The sequence below is a fragment of the Spirosoma migulaei genome, assembly GCF_054776855.1.
The window spans coordinates 1-13,020 of the sequence record NZ_BAAHBG010000023.1; the positions used below are offsets into that span (position 1 = coordinate 1).

Genomic DNA, 13,020 nt, shown 5'->3' on the forward strand with positions numbered 1-13,020 from the left:
GCAGTGGCAGGACTACAAACAAGCCTCTACACTACTTGCTCTATATGCGTAACATCAGTTAGTAACCTTAGTAGTTAATTATTGCCGGATCGCCGGTGCGATTAAAAAAGAGGAAGGTTCGGAAACGCTGGTCGCTATGTGGCCAGCGTTTTTTTACAAAACCACTAATAGGCACCAACGCTACCTAATACGAAGGGCATAGTCGTACTACCAGATGATTCAAGTCTTCTTGATACGAATAACAGCTTATTGCTTTTTGACCTCTCCGCGAATTTCGCCAGCTGGATAAGATAGCGTGTGCACATCAACATAGTAAAAGCCTGCTACCAGACTGTCAACCTGATTCTGACTCAGCGGAAATGTGGTTCTATTAACACTACCCGATGTGTTATTCGGCGTTGGAATAATAATATCAACCAGACCCGTACCGGTTACGCCCGTAGCTTTATGCAGGTGAGCCACTACGGATGGCGTAGACAAATCTGAAAAGGAAAGGGTGTAGGCTAACTCCCTGGTTGTCAAATCAAGGTTAGCCGTAAACAAACCAGTCGCCGTCGAAGTGGTCGGTAATGGCTTTACCGATTTGCCATCGAGCGTAGCTTTCAGGGTAACGGATAGATCTCGGTGATCCTGACAGGACAAAAGAGGTAGGCCTAAAGCGAGTGTAGCGGATAGAATCGTGTATTTAAGGATCATATAGGATTGAGTTTAAGCTTATGTATTCCTTGAAAATCCTGAGCTTTACAAATTAACCTACTGTCTTTTGAATCATCAAGCAAAGAGAATTATTTATTTGCCCTTAAAAACAGTATAAAGTAATAGAAGTCAGGCATTTGGACCGCCTTGTCGTTTCGTGCGGCAAAACGACCCGTAAATACCGTAACTTGGGTTATATTTTACGCAGGGCTGCCTGAGCGGTCCGCCGTTGCGGTCGGTTGTAGGCTTTTAGTAAACATATTGTAGAATATACAACAGAAAAACTTACGCTTCACGTTATTCACCAAAATTGATAGCTCTAAATCTTGATATGAAAATTATTTTAACCTTAGTGTTCTTAATCACCATTTCAGGTTTGTCGGCATTCGGTCGTTCAACTGCCTTTAGTAATAAGCCAGATTCTGTTCCCACTCAACAACGATTTCACGTTAAGCTCGCTTCGGATACTAGCTCAAATCAACAGCAGTGGGCGACTGTATTTTTCTATCCATCCAAAAGTCGATCAGGTAATGAAATCCGTTTACCCCTCGGTGTAAATCAAACGACCGTTCGGCTCAGTTCGGGGGATCGAGTGCTCCAAGTCGATGAGGATTACGTGTTCGTTCCGAATGCCAATCTCATCCGAGTTTTGGACGAAGATGCCCTGACATCACAGCAGCCTATAAGGATCACTTACGAAGGAGTAGCCAAACCAGCTCACAAAGGGTTAAGATTAGGTTACAGGCGGCCGTAGGTTAATATATAGGCACTTATACAACAGATTTCACTGTTTAGAAAGTAACTCGTCGATCAAAGGAGTAAGCTTGTTATAAATGGCGGTTTTTGCTCGCTCATCAATATAGCCCCCATGGCTGACATGCTTTAAAATACCATCCTGATCGAAAACCATGTTCATTGGCCAAGAAGGAGTGTTGAACTTATCTGCGTAAACTTTGCTATCAGTTACTATCTGATAATTGAATCTATTCTTTGGTAAGAATTTCTTAACTGTTAGTTCTCGACTGCTATTGCCGAATGCAATGAACACGACGTTTTTTGCCTTATAGTGTTGAACTAGCTTGTTTAAGGCTGGCATCTCAGCTACACAAGGCTTGCAACCAATAAACCAAAAGTTCATTACGACAATTTTACCTTTTAATGACTTTCTGCTAAGTAGTTTACCTGTAAGTGTCCTCGCTTCAAAGTCAGGCATTCGGCATCCCTCTAAGTCTTTGAGCGCCACGTCAGACAGGTTATATAAAGAGTCAATTTCTTTATCGTTCTTAGCTTGATCGATCGCTTTCTGTAAGGGCTTTCCGATTTTGTCTTGAAAATCCTCAAAGCATACTTTTTGAGCGTTTACGATAAAACTCCACAAGAAAATACCGACTGATAGAACAAGAGAGCGTAGCTTCATGGAATTGATGAATTTGCTGTTATTTCGAGAACGGAATACTTCTCCGGTTAGCCTAAATTCTACGAATAATTTCTTTACATAAAATCAGTTATAAAACCGCTCTGGAGAACGTACAAATTACAGCTTGTCAGCGGAGTAGTATTTTAGTTAGGCCGACTGTTTCAAATAACAGATTTTCCGGCAGATGGACCGGTACGAAACGGCAACGCGATTTGCTGACTAAACTTATGAACCTCACTACATCCAATATCGATCCGGAGCCGTAGATACTTGAGTCTATACCGGGAAGCCCTCGGAGCTCCGAAGGGTTCGGTAGAAAGAGGATAGTTTATTAACAGCAGCCCGGATGAGGTTGCTGTTTTTTTATCTAAACCGCTTCGAGAACATTTCCCCTTCCCCCGTCAGCAGCCACTGGGAGCTAACCCCAAAGTCCCGAACGAGCCACGTCAGATAGCACAACTGAAACTCGTTCACCGGTTTCTTGCGCAGCTGGTAGAAATTGCCGGGGTTTAGCTCGTACCGGGTGGCAAAGCTGATTTTTCCGCGAAGCACACGCCGACTGACCAGTTCGTCGATCGCCTGGAAAAATCGTTTGTTAATGGCTTGAGATTCGGGATTTTGCATGAGTGAGGCAGGTGGGTTTCAGTCATGTTTCAGTGGAGGAACAAAAAATGCACTGTAACTTATTGAAGTTCAGTGCATTGTTGTTTTTACCTTGTGACCACGGGGAGACTCGAACTCCCATGCCTTGCAGCACCACCCCCTCAAGATGGCGTGTCTACCAGTTTCACCACGTGGCCATTTCTGCGATGCGGGTGCAAAGATAAGATTCTTGTTTTCTTTTGCCAAACAGAACTATGAAACTTTTCCTTTTTTAGCGGAAAGTGGCTCATAAGTGGCCAAAATTTCGTACTTTTATCCTTCTAAATCACGTTTAAAAGTCCAATTTTTATGGCACTGGAATTAGTCGGAAAACTCATAAAAGTTCTGCCTGAAGTATCGGGGCAAAGCCAGAAAGGCCCTTGGAGTAAGCAGGAATTCGTTATCGAAACACTTGATGCATCATACCCAAAAAAAGTATGCCTGACGGCTTGGGGTGATAAAGTAGCAGACCTAAAACAGTATGCTACTGGCGACACATTAAAAGCTACATTTAGTGCTGAGTCCCGCGAATATAATGATCGTTGGTATACTGAATTGCGAGCCTTCCGTATTGAACTAGCTGAAGGAGATGCTGGCTCGGCACCCGCTCGCCCTGCTGCGACTCAACAACCGCAGTCACGGCCAGCTCCGCAGAGTCAACCGGCTGCTATGTCGTTTAATGCAGCCTTTGATGAAGAAAGTAATGATTTGCCCTTCTAATGAAAAGAAGGTGTAACAAGTAAAATGAGTGTAGTAGGTAAACCCGCTACACTCATTTTACTTGTTACACCTTCTTTGTGATTCGGCTGGGATTCGAACCCAGGACCCATACATTAAAAGTGTATTGCTCTACCAGCTGAGCTACCAAATCGGTTGAACTGTGAACCCTCATGAGAGGGGCTGTTCTTAATTGTGGTGCAAAATTATGGCCTTATTTCGTTCATTGCAAGCCATTCCCCTTAAAATAAGCCTATTTTTTTGTTTTTGTTCGGTGGGCGCGCTGGCGCAGACGATCTCATCTGACTCGCTCCGACGAGCCGATTCCCTGTTTGCCTCTGGCGATCAGGCAAATGCAGCGCATTTATATGAGATGGCCTTAGCCGAAGGACATTCGGCTACAGATCCTATGTTATTGAAGTTAGCCAGCGCCTACGAACAGCAAAATGATGTGCCCCGGCTACTTTATTACCTGGATGTTTATTTTGACAGACATCCTGACGATGCCGTATTGCGTCGAATGAGCGACATTGCCCGGGCGAATAATCTGAGCGGTTATGAAACGGATGATCTAAATTATTTTTACCTCTTCTATCGCAAATACGGTATCTATTTCCTGCTTTTCCTCCTGATTCCTGCGGGTTATGTTTTTAGCGTACTAATGCTTAAAGTACTTCAGAAAGAGGCAATTCCAGGACGGCAAAAATGGATTATATTCGTCTATCTGCTGTTACTATTGATCTTCACGAACCTACCCGAAGGAGTGCAATCGGGTATTACTAGTCACGACCGTGTCTTGTTACGCACCGATCCATCCGCAGCAGCCCCCATTGTTGACGTGATAGGAAGAGGGCACAAAGTCAATATTCTGGGTACAAAAGATATCTATTTACGCGTCCTCTGGCACAACGAACTGTACTTTATTCGTCGGGATAACGTGTGGATAATTTAGTAAGTGGAGTAGGTGGAATGGGTGAAGTGAGTAGTGTAAATGTGAAAACCCTGTAACCACCACACCCACTACTGTACTTATTCACTATTTTTTTAATGGTGAGTCCTTCTCCTTGGCCAATGTATTGTAAACCAGTTTGTCCATCAGGCCAGGCAGCCATTTATTCATGAAGACGGTAAATTTTCCCTGTGTTGTCAGGACGAGTTCTCGCTTTCGATTTTTTACGGCTCTGAGTATGTGGTCGGCGCATTCCTCGGCACTCATCATACTTGTTTCATCACGCATGGTTTCACCTTTTGCCTGACCATGTGCATCAAGGGCCGATACACGAATGTTGGAGGCCGTAAAACCAGGGCAGGCAGTCAGTACATGAACACCAGTATGCAGCAATTCAGTCCGAACTGCTTCCAGAAACCCGTTCATAGCAAACTTGGAGGCTGAATAACCACTCCGAACGGGTAAACCCCGGTACCCGGCAATTGATGAAATGCCAACAATAGAGCCCTTGGTTGCCTGAATGTAAGGTAGGGCGTAGCGGGTGGCATATACCGTTCCCATAAAGTTGATATCCATCACTTTCTGAATAACAGCCGGATCGGTGTCAATCAGCATGGAACGCATACTAATACCCGCATTATTGATGAGTATATCTAACCGACCGAAGTGCGAAATAGTCTGTTCGATGAGTTGCTTGACATCAGCTTCACTGCTTACATCAGCTGTTACCGAAAGTAGATTAATTCCTGCCTGGCGAAGTTCATCGCTAACGGTTTGAAGGGCTTGTGCCGTACGGCCACAGATCACTATGTTGGCTCCTTCGCGCCCGAATGCAAACGCTAATGCTCGGCCAATGCCCGATGAGGCACCGGTAATGAGTACAATTTTATCTTTCATATGGAAGAACAAAGGTACGTGATTCGGAGATTGGTGGAGTAGGTGAAGTAGAGAAGTAGTTTGAGTAAGTGCAGTAAGTAAAGGCGGTAGTTATAGGATTTTCGCATTTTACATGACTACTTCACTCACTCCACCTACTCCACTACCTCACCAGCGTTACTGTTCCCTTAAAGGTTCGTTTGGTTGTTAGGAGAAGGTAGTAGTAAGTACCAACTGGGGAGTCGTTGCCGTACCATCGGAATTTTGGATCGGTTGATGAGAAGATCGTTGCCCCCCAGCGGTTCGTAATGTCTATTCGTTTGAATTGTTCTTCACAGGAGTTTTCAGGCAGATCTTTCACGGCAAAATAATCATTATACCCGTCGCCGTTTGGAGTAAATATATTCGGAACTTTTACGTCGGCGTTCACCGATGGGTTTTTGACATGAAACGTAACCGTAGTTACATCCGTATGGTTTGGCTGGCAGGAGCGGTCATCAACGACAAAATCAACAATAAACGTAGCTTCCGATTTCCCAGCCATCAACTCGCAGGTTGGCTTCCAGGTAAAGGCTGATTGAAGGGTTGGCAGACCTGACTTATCCGTAAAATTCATACCCGCTGCTTTTACGTCGAAACCCCGTCCTGTACCGGTTAGTCGGATGGTATCCCGGTCGGGATCATTTCCCAACACATCGAAAATTGTTCGGCCAATCGAGTCGGCGGTACTAACGGTCAACTCAACTACGGGTTGAGCCAGTGTGGTTCGTACACTCGGTGGCTGGCTTGGGATGCCTATTGCCGCCAGCCTAACCGTAACCGTATCACGTAAATTCTGGTTGCATCGGGTGTCTGTCACAATAAAGTCGACCACATAATCGGTCTGGGTAGCCTGAGCACAGGTGGGCTTCCACGAAAAAGGCTGGGATACTTTGCCCAAACCCGATGCTGAACCAAAACTCATACCTGCCTGGGCCAGCGTGAATCCGCGGCCAACGGCCTGAATAGTGACGTTGTCATTGTCGATGTCGTTGCCAAAGGCATTGAACGTAAGCGATGAGCCAACCGTAACTTTTCCTTGATTATTCAGCAGATCAGTGCCGGCAACAGGTTTGTGATTCAGGGAGGGAATTATGTTCAGGCGAATACTAATGGTATCACTCAGACCTTGCGGACAGCCGTCATCTGTTGCCCGGATAATCAGCGTAAAAGGCTTGCCATCGGCCCCAACGCATCGCCCGAAACAAAAGTTAGCTTGTAACGTATCGCGGGTTGAGCGGGTAAACAGAACGCTTGGGGTAAGGAAAAGCCCAGGTAGCGATCCGCTCATGTTGGTAATGCTAATCCGCTGGTTAGGGTCAATATCAGTTATGTATAAGCTCAGGCAGTTCGTGTCTTTTTCCGCAATGGTAATTACACTTCCCTGTGTATAAAAGGTTTTTTGGCCATCGGGGCGGAACAACAGTTTGGGTGGATTATTTTTCGGGCAATCCACTACCAGCACCTGAAAATCACGCCGAACAACGCCAATTAATTTTTTATTCCGATACTCACCCACTTCGACCGAGAAGACAAATAGCCCGGCCCGATCAGGGGTTACACTGAGCAGTCCTGAGCGCGAATCGACACGCAGAGGGGCGGTTCCCGGAATTTCATTCGCGGTAGAGATGCCATTAGACCATTGGATCGACGTATAAGGACCCGAGTAGAAAACAGGCTGTTGTGCCTGATTTAACGCGCCCGGATCAGGCACAGCTGCTGTACTAAAGCCATTATAGGGCGTGACCAGCGTGTAAGTCAGGCTATCACCATCGGCATCCTTGGCACTGAAATCAAGTGTAAAAGGCTGTCCAATACAGGCGTAATCACCTTTAGGGACGGTAAATACCGGTGATGAGTTTGTTTGCCCACTGGAAATGGCCGGGAATTCCAGGTAAAATACGGAGCCGGCTGCGCCCGGGTTTGTAATATTAACGATAGTCCCGTTTCGGCAACAGCGTTCCCAGGACATATAATAGCCGCCTGGGTCATTAAAAATGTTGGGATCAAGGGTTAGGTCTGTACTATACCGGATCAGCAACGTACTCAGGTTAGCAACTGCACAGGTAAGTCTTGTATAAGCTACGGGCTCGCTACTGATACGAGTAAGTGGAACATAGCCAATAAATCGGTTCGTTCGTTTCGCAAAAACGCCAACGGTAACGACTGCATCATTGGCACCGGGATTTCCGTTGATGGCATCGAAATACAAGTTCAGGTTAATGCGATGGGTATAAAATCCCTGCGTACCCAAATAACGCAGCTCTAACTCGCCCCCAACAATATGGGTTGCCTGGGCAAAGTGGCTCATAACCAGGAGTAAACTGGTTAAAAATAAGGGTATCCATAACGTGCGGTACAGTTTCAACATACGTAGAATCGATTCGGTATTGAGACCGTCCCAAAACGGCTGCTTAAATTAGCAGTTTTTTAGGACTAATTTATGCGTAGGAAGACTCATAAAACCCCCGAACGGTTGGCAAGCGTCCGAATTGATGCCGTGGCAGCCGAGGGAAAGTGCATTGTGCGTACCGACGAGGGCGTTATTTTCGTTGAAAACCCGACCGGTGGTCCGGGTGTGGCTCCCGGCGATGTTGTGGACCTGCGCATCACCAATACCAAAAAGCAGTATCGCGAAGCTGTTGCCGAACGTGTTCACGAGTGGTCGCCGGTGCGGGTTGAGCCATTTTGCGAACATTTTGGTACCTGTGGCGGCTGCAAGTGGCAGCATATTCAGTACAGTGAGCAACTGGGTTTCAAGCATCAGCAAGTGGTTGATCATCTGACGCGCATTGGTAAAGTAGAGTTGCCTGAAATACGGCCAATTTTGCCTGCTCATCCTACGCAATACTATCGCAATAAGCTTGAGTTTACGTGCGCCGAAGGCCGATGGCTGACCCAGCGCGAGGTAAGCACCCGCGAGTCGATTGATCAGCGAGCCGTGGGTTTCCACGTGCCTGGTCGGTTCGATAAAGTGCTGCCTATTCATCATTGCTACCTCCAGCCCGATCCGTCTAACGCTATCCGGCAGGCGGTTTCGGACTATGTTTTTCAGCATGATATGACGTTGTATAATCTGAAAACGCATACGGGCTATTTACGAACGCTCATCATCCGCACTGCCGATACTACGCAGCAGGTTATGGTAACGTTGCAGGTTGCTCAGGACAACCCGGAGTGGTTAAACGGCTTGCTCGGTCACTTACAAGCTAACTTTCCGCAGATTACGTCGCTAAACTATATTCTGAATACCAAGAAAAACGATAGCTACCAGGATCAGGAAGTCATGAACTGGTCTGGAAAACCCTACATCGAGGAGCAGATGGGGGAGGCCGATGGGCCGCCACTCACGTTCCGTATTGGCCCCAAATCGTTTTACCAAACCAATGCGCAGCAGGCCCACAACCTGTATAAAATCACCCGTGAATGGGCCGGACTAACGGGCCACGAACGAGTGTATGACTTGTATACCGGTACGGGTACAATTGCCCTGTTTGTGGCGCGTCGGGCGCGGCAGGTAATTGGAGTTGAATATGTGGAAGCTTCAGTGGCAGATGCGCGTGTCAATGCCCAGGTAAACGGAATTACAAATGCAACTTTCGTAGCAGGCGATATGCGCGACATTCTGACCGATAGCTTCTTTGACCAGCATGGTCGACCAGAGGTGGTCATTACGGATCCACCTCGTGCCGGAATGGACGAGGCCGTAACCCGCCAATTGCTGAAAGCCGCTCCCGATCGAATCGTGTATGTAAGTTGCAACACGGCTACTCAGGCCCGTGATCTGGGTATTCTGGACGAAGGCTATTCGGTAGCCAATGTACAACCGGTCGATATGTTTCCGCATACGCATCACGTAGAGAATGTAGTACTCTTGAGGAAAAGAGGGTGGAGTAAGTGAAGTAAGTGGAATAAGTGTAGTAGGGAGAAACGAGTGGCCTTACTTTACCTACTATACTTACTCCACTCACTTCACTAACATCAAAATTCCAGATACGGGGCAATCTTCTCGATGGTTTTAGCATCTAGTATCCGAATGGGTTTAAGCGACTCTGCCGAGGTATAGGCACCGTGTTGCTCACGATAATTGACAATGATTTGCGCCTGGCGACGCGACAAAAACGGATGCCGATCCAGCTCCTCAGCCGTAGCGGTGTTAATTGGTAGTTTGTGAACCGTCGACCGGATTTTGCCGAATTTCACCAGTTCGTCGAGTGCAAGGGAGTCAAGGCCATAGATATCCCGAAACTGCTCCGTCGAAACGAAGCCGCCGAGTGCATCCCGAAACTTGACGATGCGCCCGGCCAGGGTAGCGCCAATGCCTTTCAGCGCAATTAACTGGGAGGTATCGGCTGTGTTAATGTCGAAAGGTTGTGGAATGGGCTTGGCAGGCCGTTCTGCAAAGGTCGGCCGCTCTGTATAAGCTGGCCGTTCGGCCGGTTTGTAAGGCTCATTGCTATAAGATTTACTGGGCTCGTTACTCGGCCGTTCTGAATGTGTTGCTTCTTTTAATGTGATATAAGGCTCTAGTTGATCATAGAGGTCGGGTGGGAAGTCGTATATGCGGAGCAAATCTTCTTTCTTACGAAACTGCCCGCCTTTAGCGCGGTACTTATCGATGCGATCAGCTAACCAGCGCGGTAGTCCTAATTGCTGCCATCCAGCTACACTGATCGTGTTAGGGTCGAATTGGAAGAGTTTGGGCTCGCTGAAGTGCTCGGCAGTGGTTTTGTCTTTATCCGTCCGACTACCGAACTGTGGCTGGTTAGCCTCTTCGGCCTGCATGAGTACTACCAGACTGTCGAGTTTACGCGCATCGGCAAGGGAGGTATCAATTGGTTTTCGGTCAGCAACGAATCGATAAACGAATGGAATTAGTAGGCAAAGGAGCGTCAGAAAGATCAAAACGCTGAAGCCTCTAGCCTCCTTATGGGAAAATCCAAAATAATCACGAATGAGAGATTGTAGCCGTTTGAACATGACTAACAGATAGTTGCGGATGGGTATGTAACTTACGCAAACTAAACTGTTAAATTATTTTATGCAACTCATTGCGATTATTAGTCGACAAATGACTTTTTCTCAACAGCAGAGCGCTCAGAACGCTGTAGCCACCAACGGAAAATAAAGACAGCTAACTGGGCTGACAAAACGCCGACACCGGTGCCTGCCAGTACATCGAGTGGATAGTGGGCGGCCACATAAATTCGACTATACGAAACGATGGCGGCCCATAAAAAGCCCCATAACAACCAGGGGTGCCGCTTGCCCAGTAACAGCCAGAGTGTAGTTGCCAACGCGAATGTGGTTGCCGCGTGTGAAGACACAAATCCATATAAACCACCACATTCCATTACTGGATGCATTAGTTTTTGCACTGCAAGTTCATGGCAGGGCCGCAACCGATGGGTGAGGGGCTTAAGCACCGATGACGCTATCTGATCACCAATGGCAACGGCTGCGATAATTGTAAGTAAGAATCCGATTGCTTGTTTTCGGTACTTATAAATCAGCCAGCCAATGAGTAGAGCATAGAGCGGAAACCAGCTGTTCCGCTCCGTTATCCAAATCATGATCGGGTCCAGCCAGGGCATGTAACGACCATTGAGCCAAAGGAAGAGCTCGATGTCGAGCTGATTAAGTGTATCAATCATGTTATAGCACCAGAAACTGACTCAGGTAATTCCGGGCGGTCAGAATAGCCGTCTGAACATCATCTGGGTGGGCCTCATAAGCTTTATCTTCAACTTCGATGCAGACAGGCCCGCGATAGCGAACATCGGTCAGGGCCGCGAAGAAATCACGCCAACGTACATTGCCCAGGCCAGGTAGTTTAGGGGAGTGATATTCCAGCGGATTGGCCATGATCCCCACCCGATTTAGTTTATCAGGGTAGAGTTTCACATCTTTCAGGTGAATATGATGAAGCCGGTCGCGATAGTTGTAAATAGGCTTTACTTCGTCCATCATTTGCCAAATCAGGTGACTGGGATCGTAATTGAGTCCCAGCGCCCTGGAGGGAATAATCTCGAACATCCGATCCCAGATGGCGGGCGTGGTTGCCAGGTTTTTGCCCCCTGGCCATTCATCGTCTGTAAACCACATCGGGCAGTTTTCGATGCCGATTTTTACATTACATTCCTCAGCTACTTTCACAATGGCCGGCCAATGATCGGCATACAATTTCAGGTTATCCGTAATGCTCAGTGATGGATTCCGACCAATGAACGTATTGACTACAGGCACCCCCAGTTTGGCTGCGGCTCGTATGATTTTCTTGATATGCTCCCGATAGAATTCGGCCTGCTCCGGGTTAGGGTCAAGTGGATTTGGGTAATAGCCTAGGCCCGAAATGGAAATATGATAGAGCTTGGTCAGCGTATGAATTTGATCTACATTCAGGTTGTCGACATCCACGTGGGTGACGCCTGCATACCTGCGGACATCGGCATTGCCGGATGGCCAGCACATCAATTCGACGCATTTGAAATTGTGTTCTGACGCAAATTTTAACACGCCATTCAGGTCATAATCAGCCAAAATAGCCGAAACAAAGCCGAGGTTGAGCATACGTTTAGGGTTGATTCGAGTCTGCAAAATAAACAAAATCAGGACAGATACTGACAACTGCCCAACAATCCCTGACGTTGATCAATACCCTTTAGTTTCGGCAATTGGGGTTATAGGCGAATTGGCATTAACTGCGCCAAACCGCCGGTAAGCCTCTTCCATAATGGCTGCCGTAGCCGAAGTGCCCAGTCGCGAAACGCCCATTTCTTTGACGTGTAGAAGTCCATCAAGCGTACGAATACCGCCGGATGCTTTTACCCGAACATTCGGGCCAACATGATCGAGCATCAGCTGAAGATCGTGTTCTGTAGCCCCTTCGTAGTTGTAGTTGCCATCGCTGCCTTTTACGAAACCAAAGCCAGTAGATGTCTTGACAAACTCAGCACCGACTTCGGTACAGATCTGGCAGAGTTTTATTTTATGCGCATCATCGGGCAGGAAATCATTCTCGAAGATCACTTTCAGAATAGCGCCGTGCACCTGGCAGGTTTTATGAACCACACCGATTTCGTCGGCAACATAGTCCCAGTCTTCGCCCAGCACTTTGCCGATATTAACAACCATATCAATTTCAACCGCTCCATCCTGGCAAGCCTGCTCTGTTTCAGCAACTTTGAGGCTCGTGGTACTCGCACCATGCGGAAACCCAATCACTGTACCAACCAGCACATCGGAACCCGCCAGCAATTCGGTAGCCATACGAACGGCATAGGGCTTTATGCAAACTGATGCTACGTCGTAATGTAAGGCCAGTTCACATCCTTCGCGCAGTTCGGCGTCGGTTAAGGTTGGGTGAAGCAGCGCGTGGTCAATTAGCTTGGCGATCTCGTGGATTAGGGTTGCGTTCATGGTTAGGGTTATAGGCGAGTATTGGTAATAATGCGCCAAAGGTAGGGAGTTGTATTTGTATAGATCAGTTTGGAAGAGGGAAAAAGGTTGGGTTGAGGGGTTTAGGTATTGAAGAAGAGACGATGATGGAGCTAATGATTTGTATTTCGGGGCGCAAAGGTGAGGGTATTTTTCTGATGGGAAAAGGGTGTTTTTCCCGTTGTGTAGTGCCTTAATCAAGGAGATATTTGTTTGATACGCCGTGCAATGAGAAAGATTGTAGTTG

At 47.2% G+C, this 13,020-nt stretch carries 13 protein-coding genes and 2 tRNA genes; 4 read left to right on the top strand and 11 right to left on the bottom strand.

All coding sequences use genetic code 11. The features are described 5' to 3' along the window. Positions 1-246: 246 nt before the first annotated feature. Positions 247-696 carry a CHRD domain-containing protein gene (locus ACYVGO_RS23990; RefSeq protein ID WP_460971445.1) on the bottom strand — a complete coding sequence of 150 codons (450 nt, stop codon included), beginning with the start codon at positions 694-696 and terminating at the stop codon, positions 247-249. A gap of 331 nt (positions 697-1,027) precedes the next feature. Between ACYVGO_RS23990 and ACYVGO_RS23995 the strand changes: the two genes are divergently transcribed. Continuing rightward, entirely contained in the window at positions 1,028-1,450 is a 423-nt protein-coding gene (locus tag ACYVGO_RS23995; RefSeq protein WP_460971446.1) for a hypothetical protein, read from the top strand. Between the two features lie 30 nt (positions 1,451-1,480). Here the strand turns inward: ACYVGO_RS23995 and ACYVGO_RS24000 are convergent, their stop codons facing one another. The 3 genes from ACYVGO_RS24000 to ACYVGO_RS24010 all read right to left on the bottom strand — a co-directional run bounded on the left by ACYVGO_RS24000 (position 1,481) and on the right by ACYVGO_RS24010 (position 2,913). After that, positions 1,481-2,113 (bottom strand): peroxiredoxin family protein, encoded by a 633-nt coding sequence (locus ACYVGO_RS24000; RefSeq protein WP_460971447.1) that lies wholly within the window; start codon positions 2,111-2,113, stop codon positions 1,481-1,483. A gap of 363 nt (positions 2,114-2,476) precedes the next feature. Beyond that, the gene (locus ACYVGO_RS24005; protein ID WP_460971448.1) at positions 2,477-2,737 is read right to left on the bottom strand and encodes a hypothetical protein; all 261 of its coding nucleotides are present in this window, start codon (positions 2,735-2,737) and stop codon (positions 2,477-2,479) included. Between the two features lie 94 nt (positions 2,738-2,831). After that, positions 2,832-2,913: transfer RNA gene (locus ACYVGO_RS24010), tRNA-Leu, on the bottom strand. A 151-nt stretch (positions 2,914-3,064) separates the two neighbouring features. On the opposite strand from ACYVGO_RS24010, the gene ACYVGO_RS24015 reads away from it, so the two are divergent. Then, positions 3,065-3,475: a DUF3127 domain-containing protein gene (locus tag ACYVGO_RS24015; RefSeq protein WP_460971449.1), complete on the top strand. Its 411-nt coding sequence runs from the start codon at positions 3,065-3,067 to the stop codon at positions 3,473-3,475. A 78-nt stretch (positions 3,476-3,553) separates the two neighbouring features. On the opposite strand, the gene ACYVGO_RS24020 is transcribed toward ACYVGO_RS24015, so the two are convergent. Continuing rightward, a tRNA-Lys gene (locus tag ACYVGO_RS24020) sits at positions 3,554-3,626 on the bottom strand. Positions 3,627-3,680: 54 nt separating this feature from the next. Here ACYVGO_RS24020 and ACYVGO_RS24025 point away from each other — a divergent pair. Next, the gene (locus ACYVGO_RS24025) at positions 3,681-4,424 is read left to right on the top strand and encodes a hypothetical protein (protein ID WP_142773816.1); all 744 of its coding nucleotides are present in this window, start codon (positions 3,681-3,683) and stop codon (positions 4,422-4,424) included. An 84-nt stretch (positions 4,425-4,508) separates the two neighbouring features. Here ACYVGO_RS24025 and ACYVGO_RS24030 read toward each other — a convergent pair whose 3' ends face one another. After that, positions 4,509-5,318, bottom strand: a complete 810-nt coding sequence (locus tag ACYVGO_RS24030) for an SDR family oxidoreductase (protein ID WP_460971450.1) — start codon at positions 5,316-5,318, stop codon at positions 4,509-4,511. A gap of 142 nt (positions 5,319-5,460) precedes the next feature. After that, the gene (locus ACYVGO_RS24035) at positions 5,461-7,707 is read right to left on the bottom strand and encodes a T9SS type B sorting domain-containing protein (protein WP_460971451.1); all 2,247 of its coding nucleotides are present in this window, start codon (positions 7,705-7,707) and stop codon (positions 5,461-5,463) included. A gap of 72 nt (positions 7,708-7,779) precedes the next feature. On the opposite strand from ACYVGO_RS24035, the gene rlmD reads away from it, so the two are divergent. Continuing rightward, positions 7,780-9,237, top strand: coding sequence for a 23S rRNA (uracil(1939)-C(5))-methyltransferase RlmD (rlmD, locus tag ACYVGO_RS24040; protein WP_460971453.1), 1,458 nt, complete (start codon positions 7,780-7,782; stop codon positions 9,235-9,237). 80 nt (positions 9,238-9,317) lie between these two features. Here rlmD and ACYVGO_RS24045 read toward each other — a convergent pair whose 3' ends face one another. The 4 genes from ACYVGO_RS24045 to deoC all read right to left on the bottom strand — a co-directional run bounded on the left by ACYVGO_RS24045 (position 9,318) and on the right by deoC (position 12,755). Continuing rightward, the gene (locus ACYVGO_RS24045; protein ID WP_460971454.1) at positions 9,318-10,316 is read right to left on the bottom strand and encodes a helix-hairpin-helix domain-containing protein; all 999 of its coding nucleotides are present in this window, start codon (positions 10,314-10,316) and stop codon (positions 9,318-9,320) included. Positions 10,317-10,396: 80 nt separating this feature from the next. Continuing rightward, positions 10,397-10,990: a phosphatase PAP2 family protein gene (locus ACYVGO_RS24050; RefSeq protein WP_460971455.1), complete on the bottom strand. Its 594-nt coding sequence runs from the start codon at positions 10,988-10,990 to the stop codon at positions 10,397-10,399. A 1-nt stretch (position 10,991) separates the two neighbouring features. Beyond that, positions 10,992-11,906: a sugar phosphate isomerase/epimerase family protein gene (locus ACYVGO_RS24055; RefSeq protein WP_460971456.1), complete on the bottom strand. Its 915-nt coding sequence runs from the start codon at positions 11,904-11,906 to the stop codon at positions 10,992-10,994. 81 nt (positions 11,907-11,987) lie between these two features. Next, positions 11,988-12,755, bottom strand: a complete 768-nt coding sequence (gene deoC, locus ACYVGO_RS24060) for a deoxyribose-phosphate aldolase (protein ID WP_460971457.1) — start codon at positions 12,753-12,755, stop codon at positions 11,988-11,990. Positions 12,756-13,020: the final 265 nt, after the last annotated feature.

Excerpts from the sequence above, each read along its gene's own strand:
- ACYVGO_RS23995 (WP_460971446.1), top strand. The coding sequence starts at position 1,028 with ATGAAAATTATTTTAACCTTAGTGTTCTTAATCACCATTTCAGGTTTG.
- ACYVGO_RS23990 (WP_460971445.1), bottom strand. The coding sequence starts at position 696 with ATGATCCTTAAATACACGATTCTATCCGCTACACTCGCTTTAGGCCTA.
- ACYVGO_RS24025 (WP_142773816.1), top strand. The coding sequence starts at position 3,681 with ATGGCCTTATTTCGTTCATTGCAAGCCATTCCCCTTAAAATAAGCCTA.
- deoC (WP_460971457.1), bottom strand. The coding sequence starts at position 12,755 with ATGAACGCAACCCTAATCCACGAGATCGCCAAGCTAATTGACCACGCG.
- ACYVGO_RS24055 (WP_460971456.1), bottom strand. The coding sequence starts at position 11,906 with ATGCTCAACCTCGGCTTTGTTTCGGCTATTTTGGCTGATTATGACCTG.
- rlmD (WP_460971453.1), top strand. The coding sequence starts at position 7,780 with ATGCGTAGGAAGACTCATAAAACCCCCGAACGGTTGGCAAGCGTCCGA.
- ACYVGO_RS24015 (WP_460971449.1), top strand. The coding sequence starts at position 3,065 with ATGGCACTGGAATTAGTCGGAAAACTCATAAAAGTTCTGCCTGAAGTA.
- ACYVGO_RS24000 (WP_460971447.1), bottom strand. The coding sequence starts at position 2,113 with ATGAAGCTACGCTCTCTTGTTCTATCAGTCGGTATTTTCTTGTGGAGT.
- ACYVGO_RS24030 (WP_460971450.1), bottom strand. The coding sequence starts at position 5,318 with ATGAAAGATAAAATTGTACTCATTACCGGTGCCTCATCGGGCATTGGC.
- ACYVGO_RS24045 (WP_460971454.1), bottom strand. The coding sequence starts at position 10,316 with ATGTTCAAACGGCTACAATCTCTCATTCGTGATTATTTTGGATTTTCC.
- ACYVGO_RS24035 (WP_460971451.1), bottom strand. The coding sequence starts at position 7,707 with ATGTTGAAACTGTACCGCACGTTATGGATACCCTTATTTTTAACCAGT.
- ACYVGO_RS24050 (WP_460971455.1), bottom strand. The coding sequence starts at position 10,990 with ATGATTGATACACTTAATCAGCTCGACATCGAGCTCTTCCTTTGGCTC.
- ACYVGO_RS24005 (WP_460971448.1), bottom strand. The coding sequence starts at position 2,737 with ATGCAAAATCCCGAATCTCAAGCCATTAACAAACGATTTTTCCAGGCG.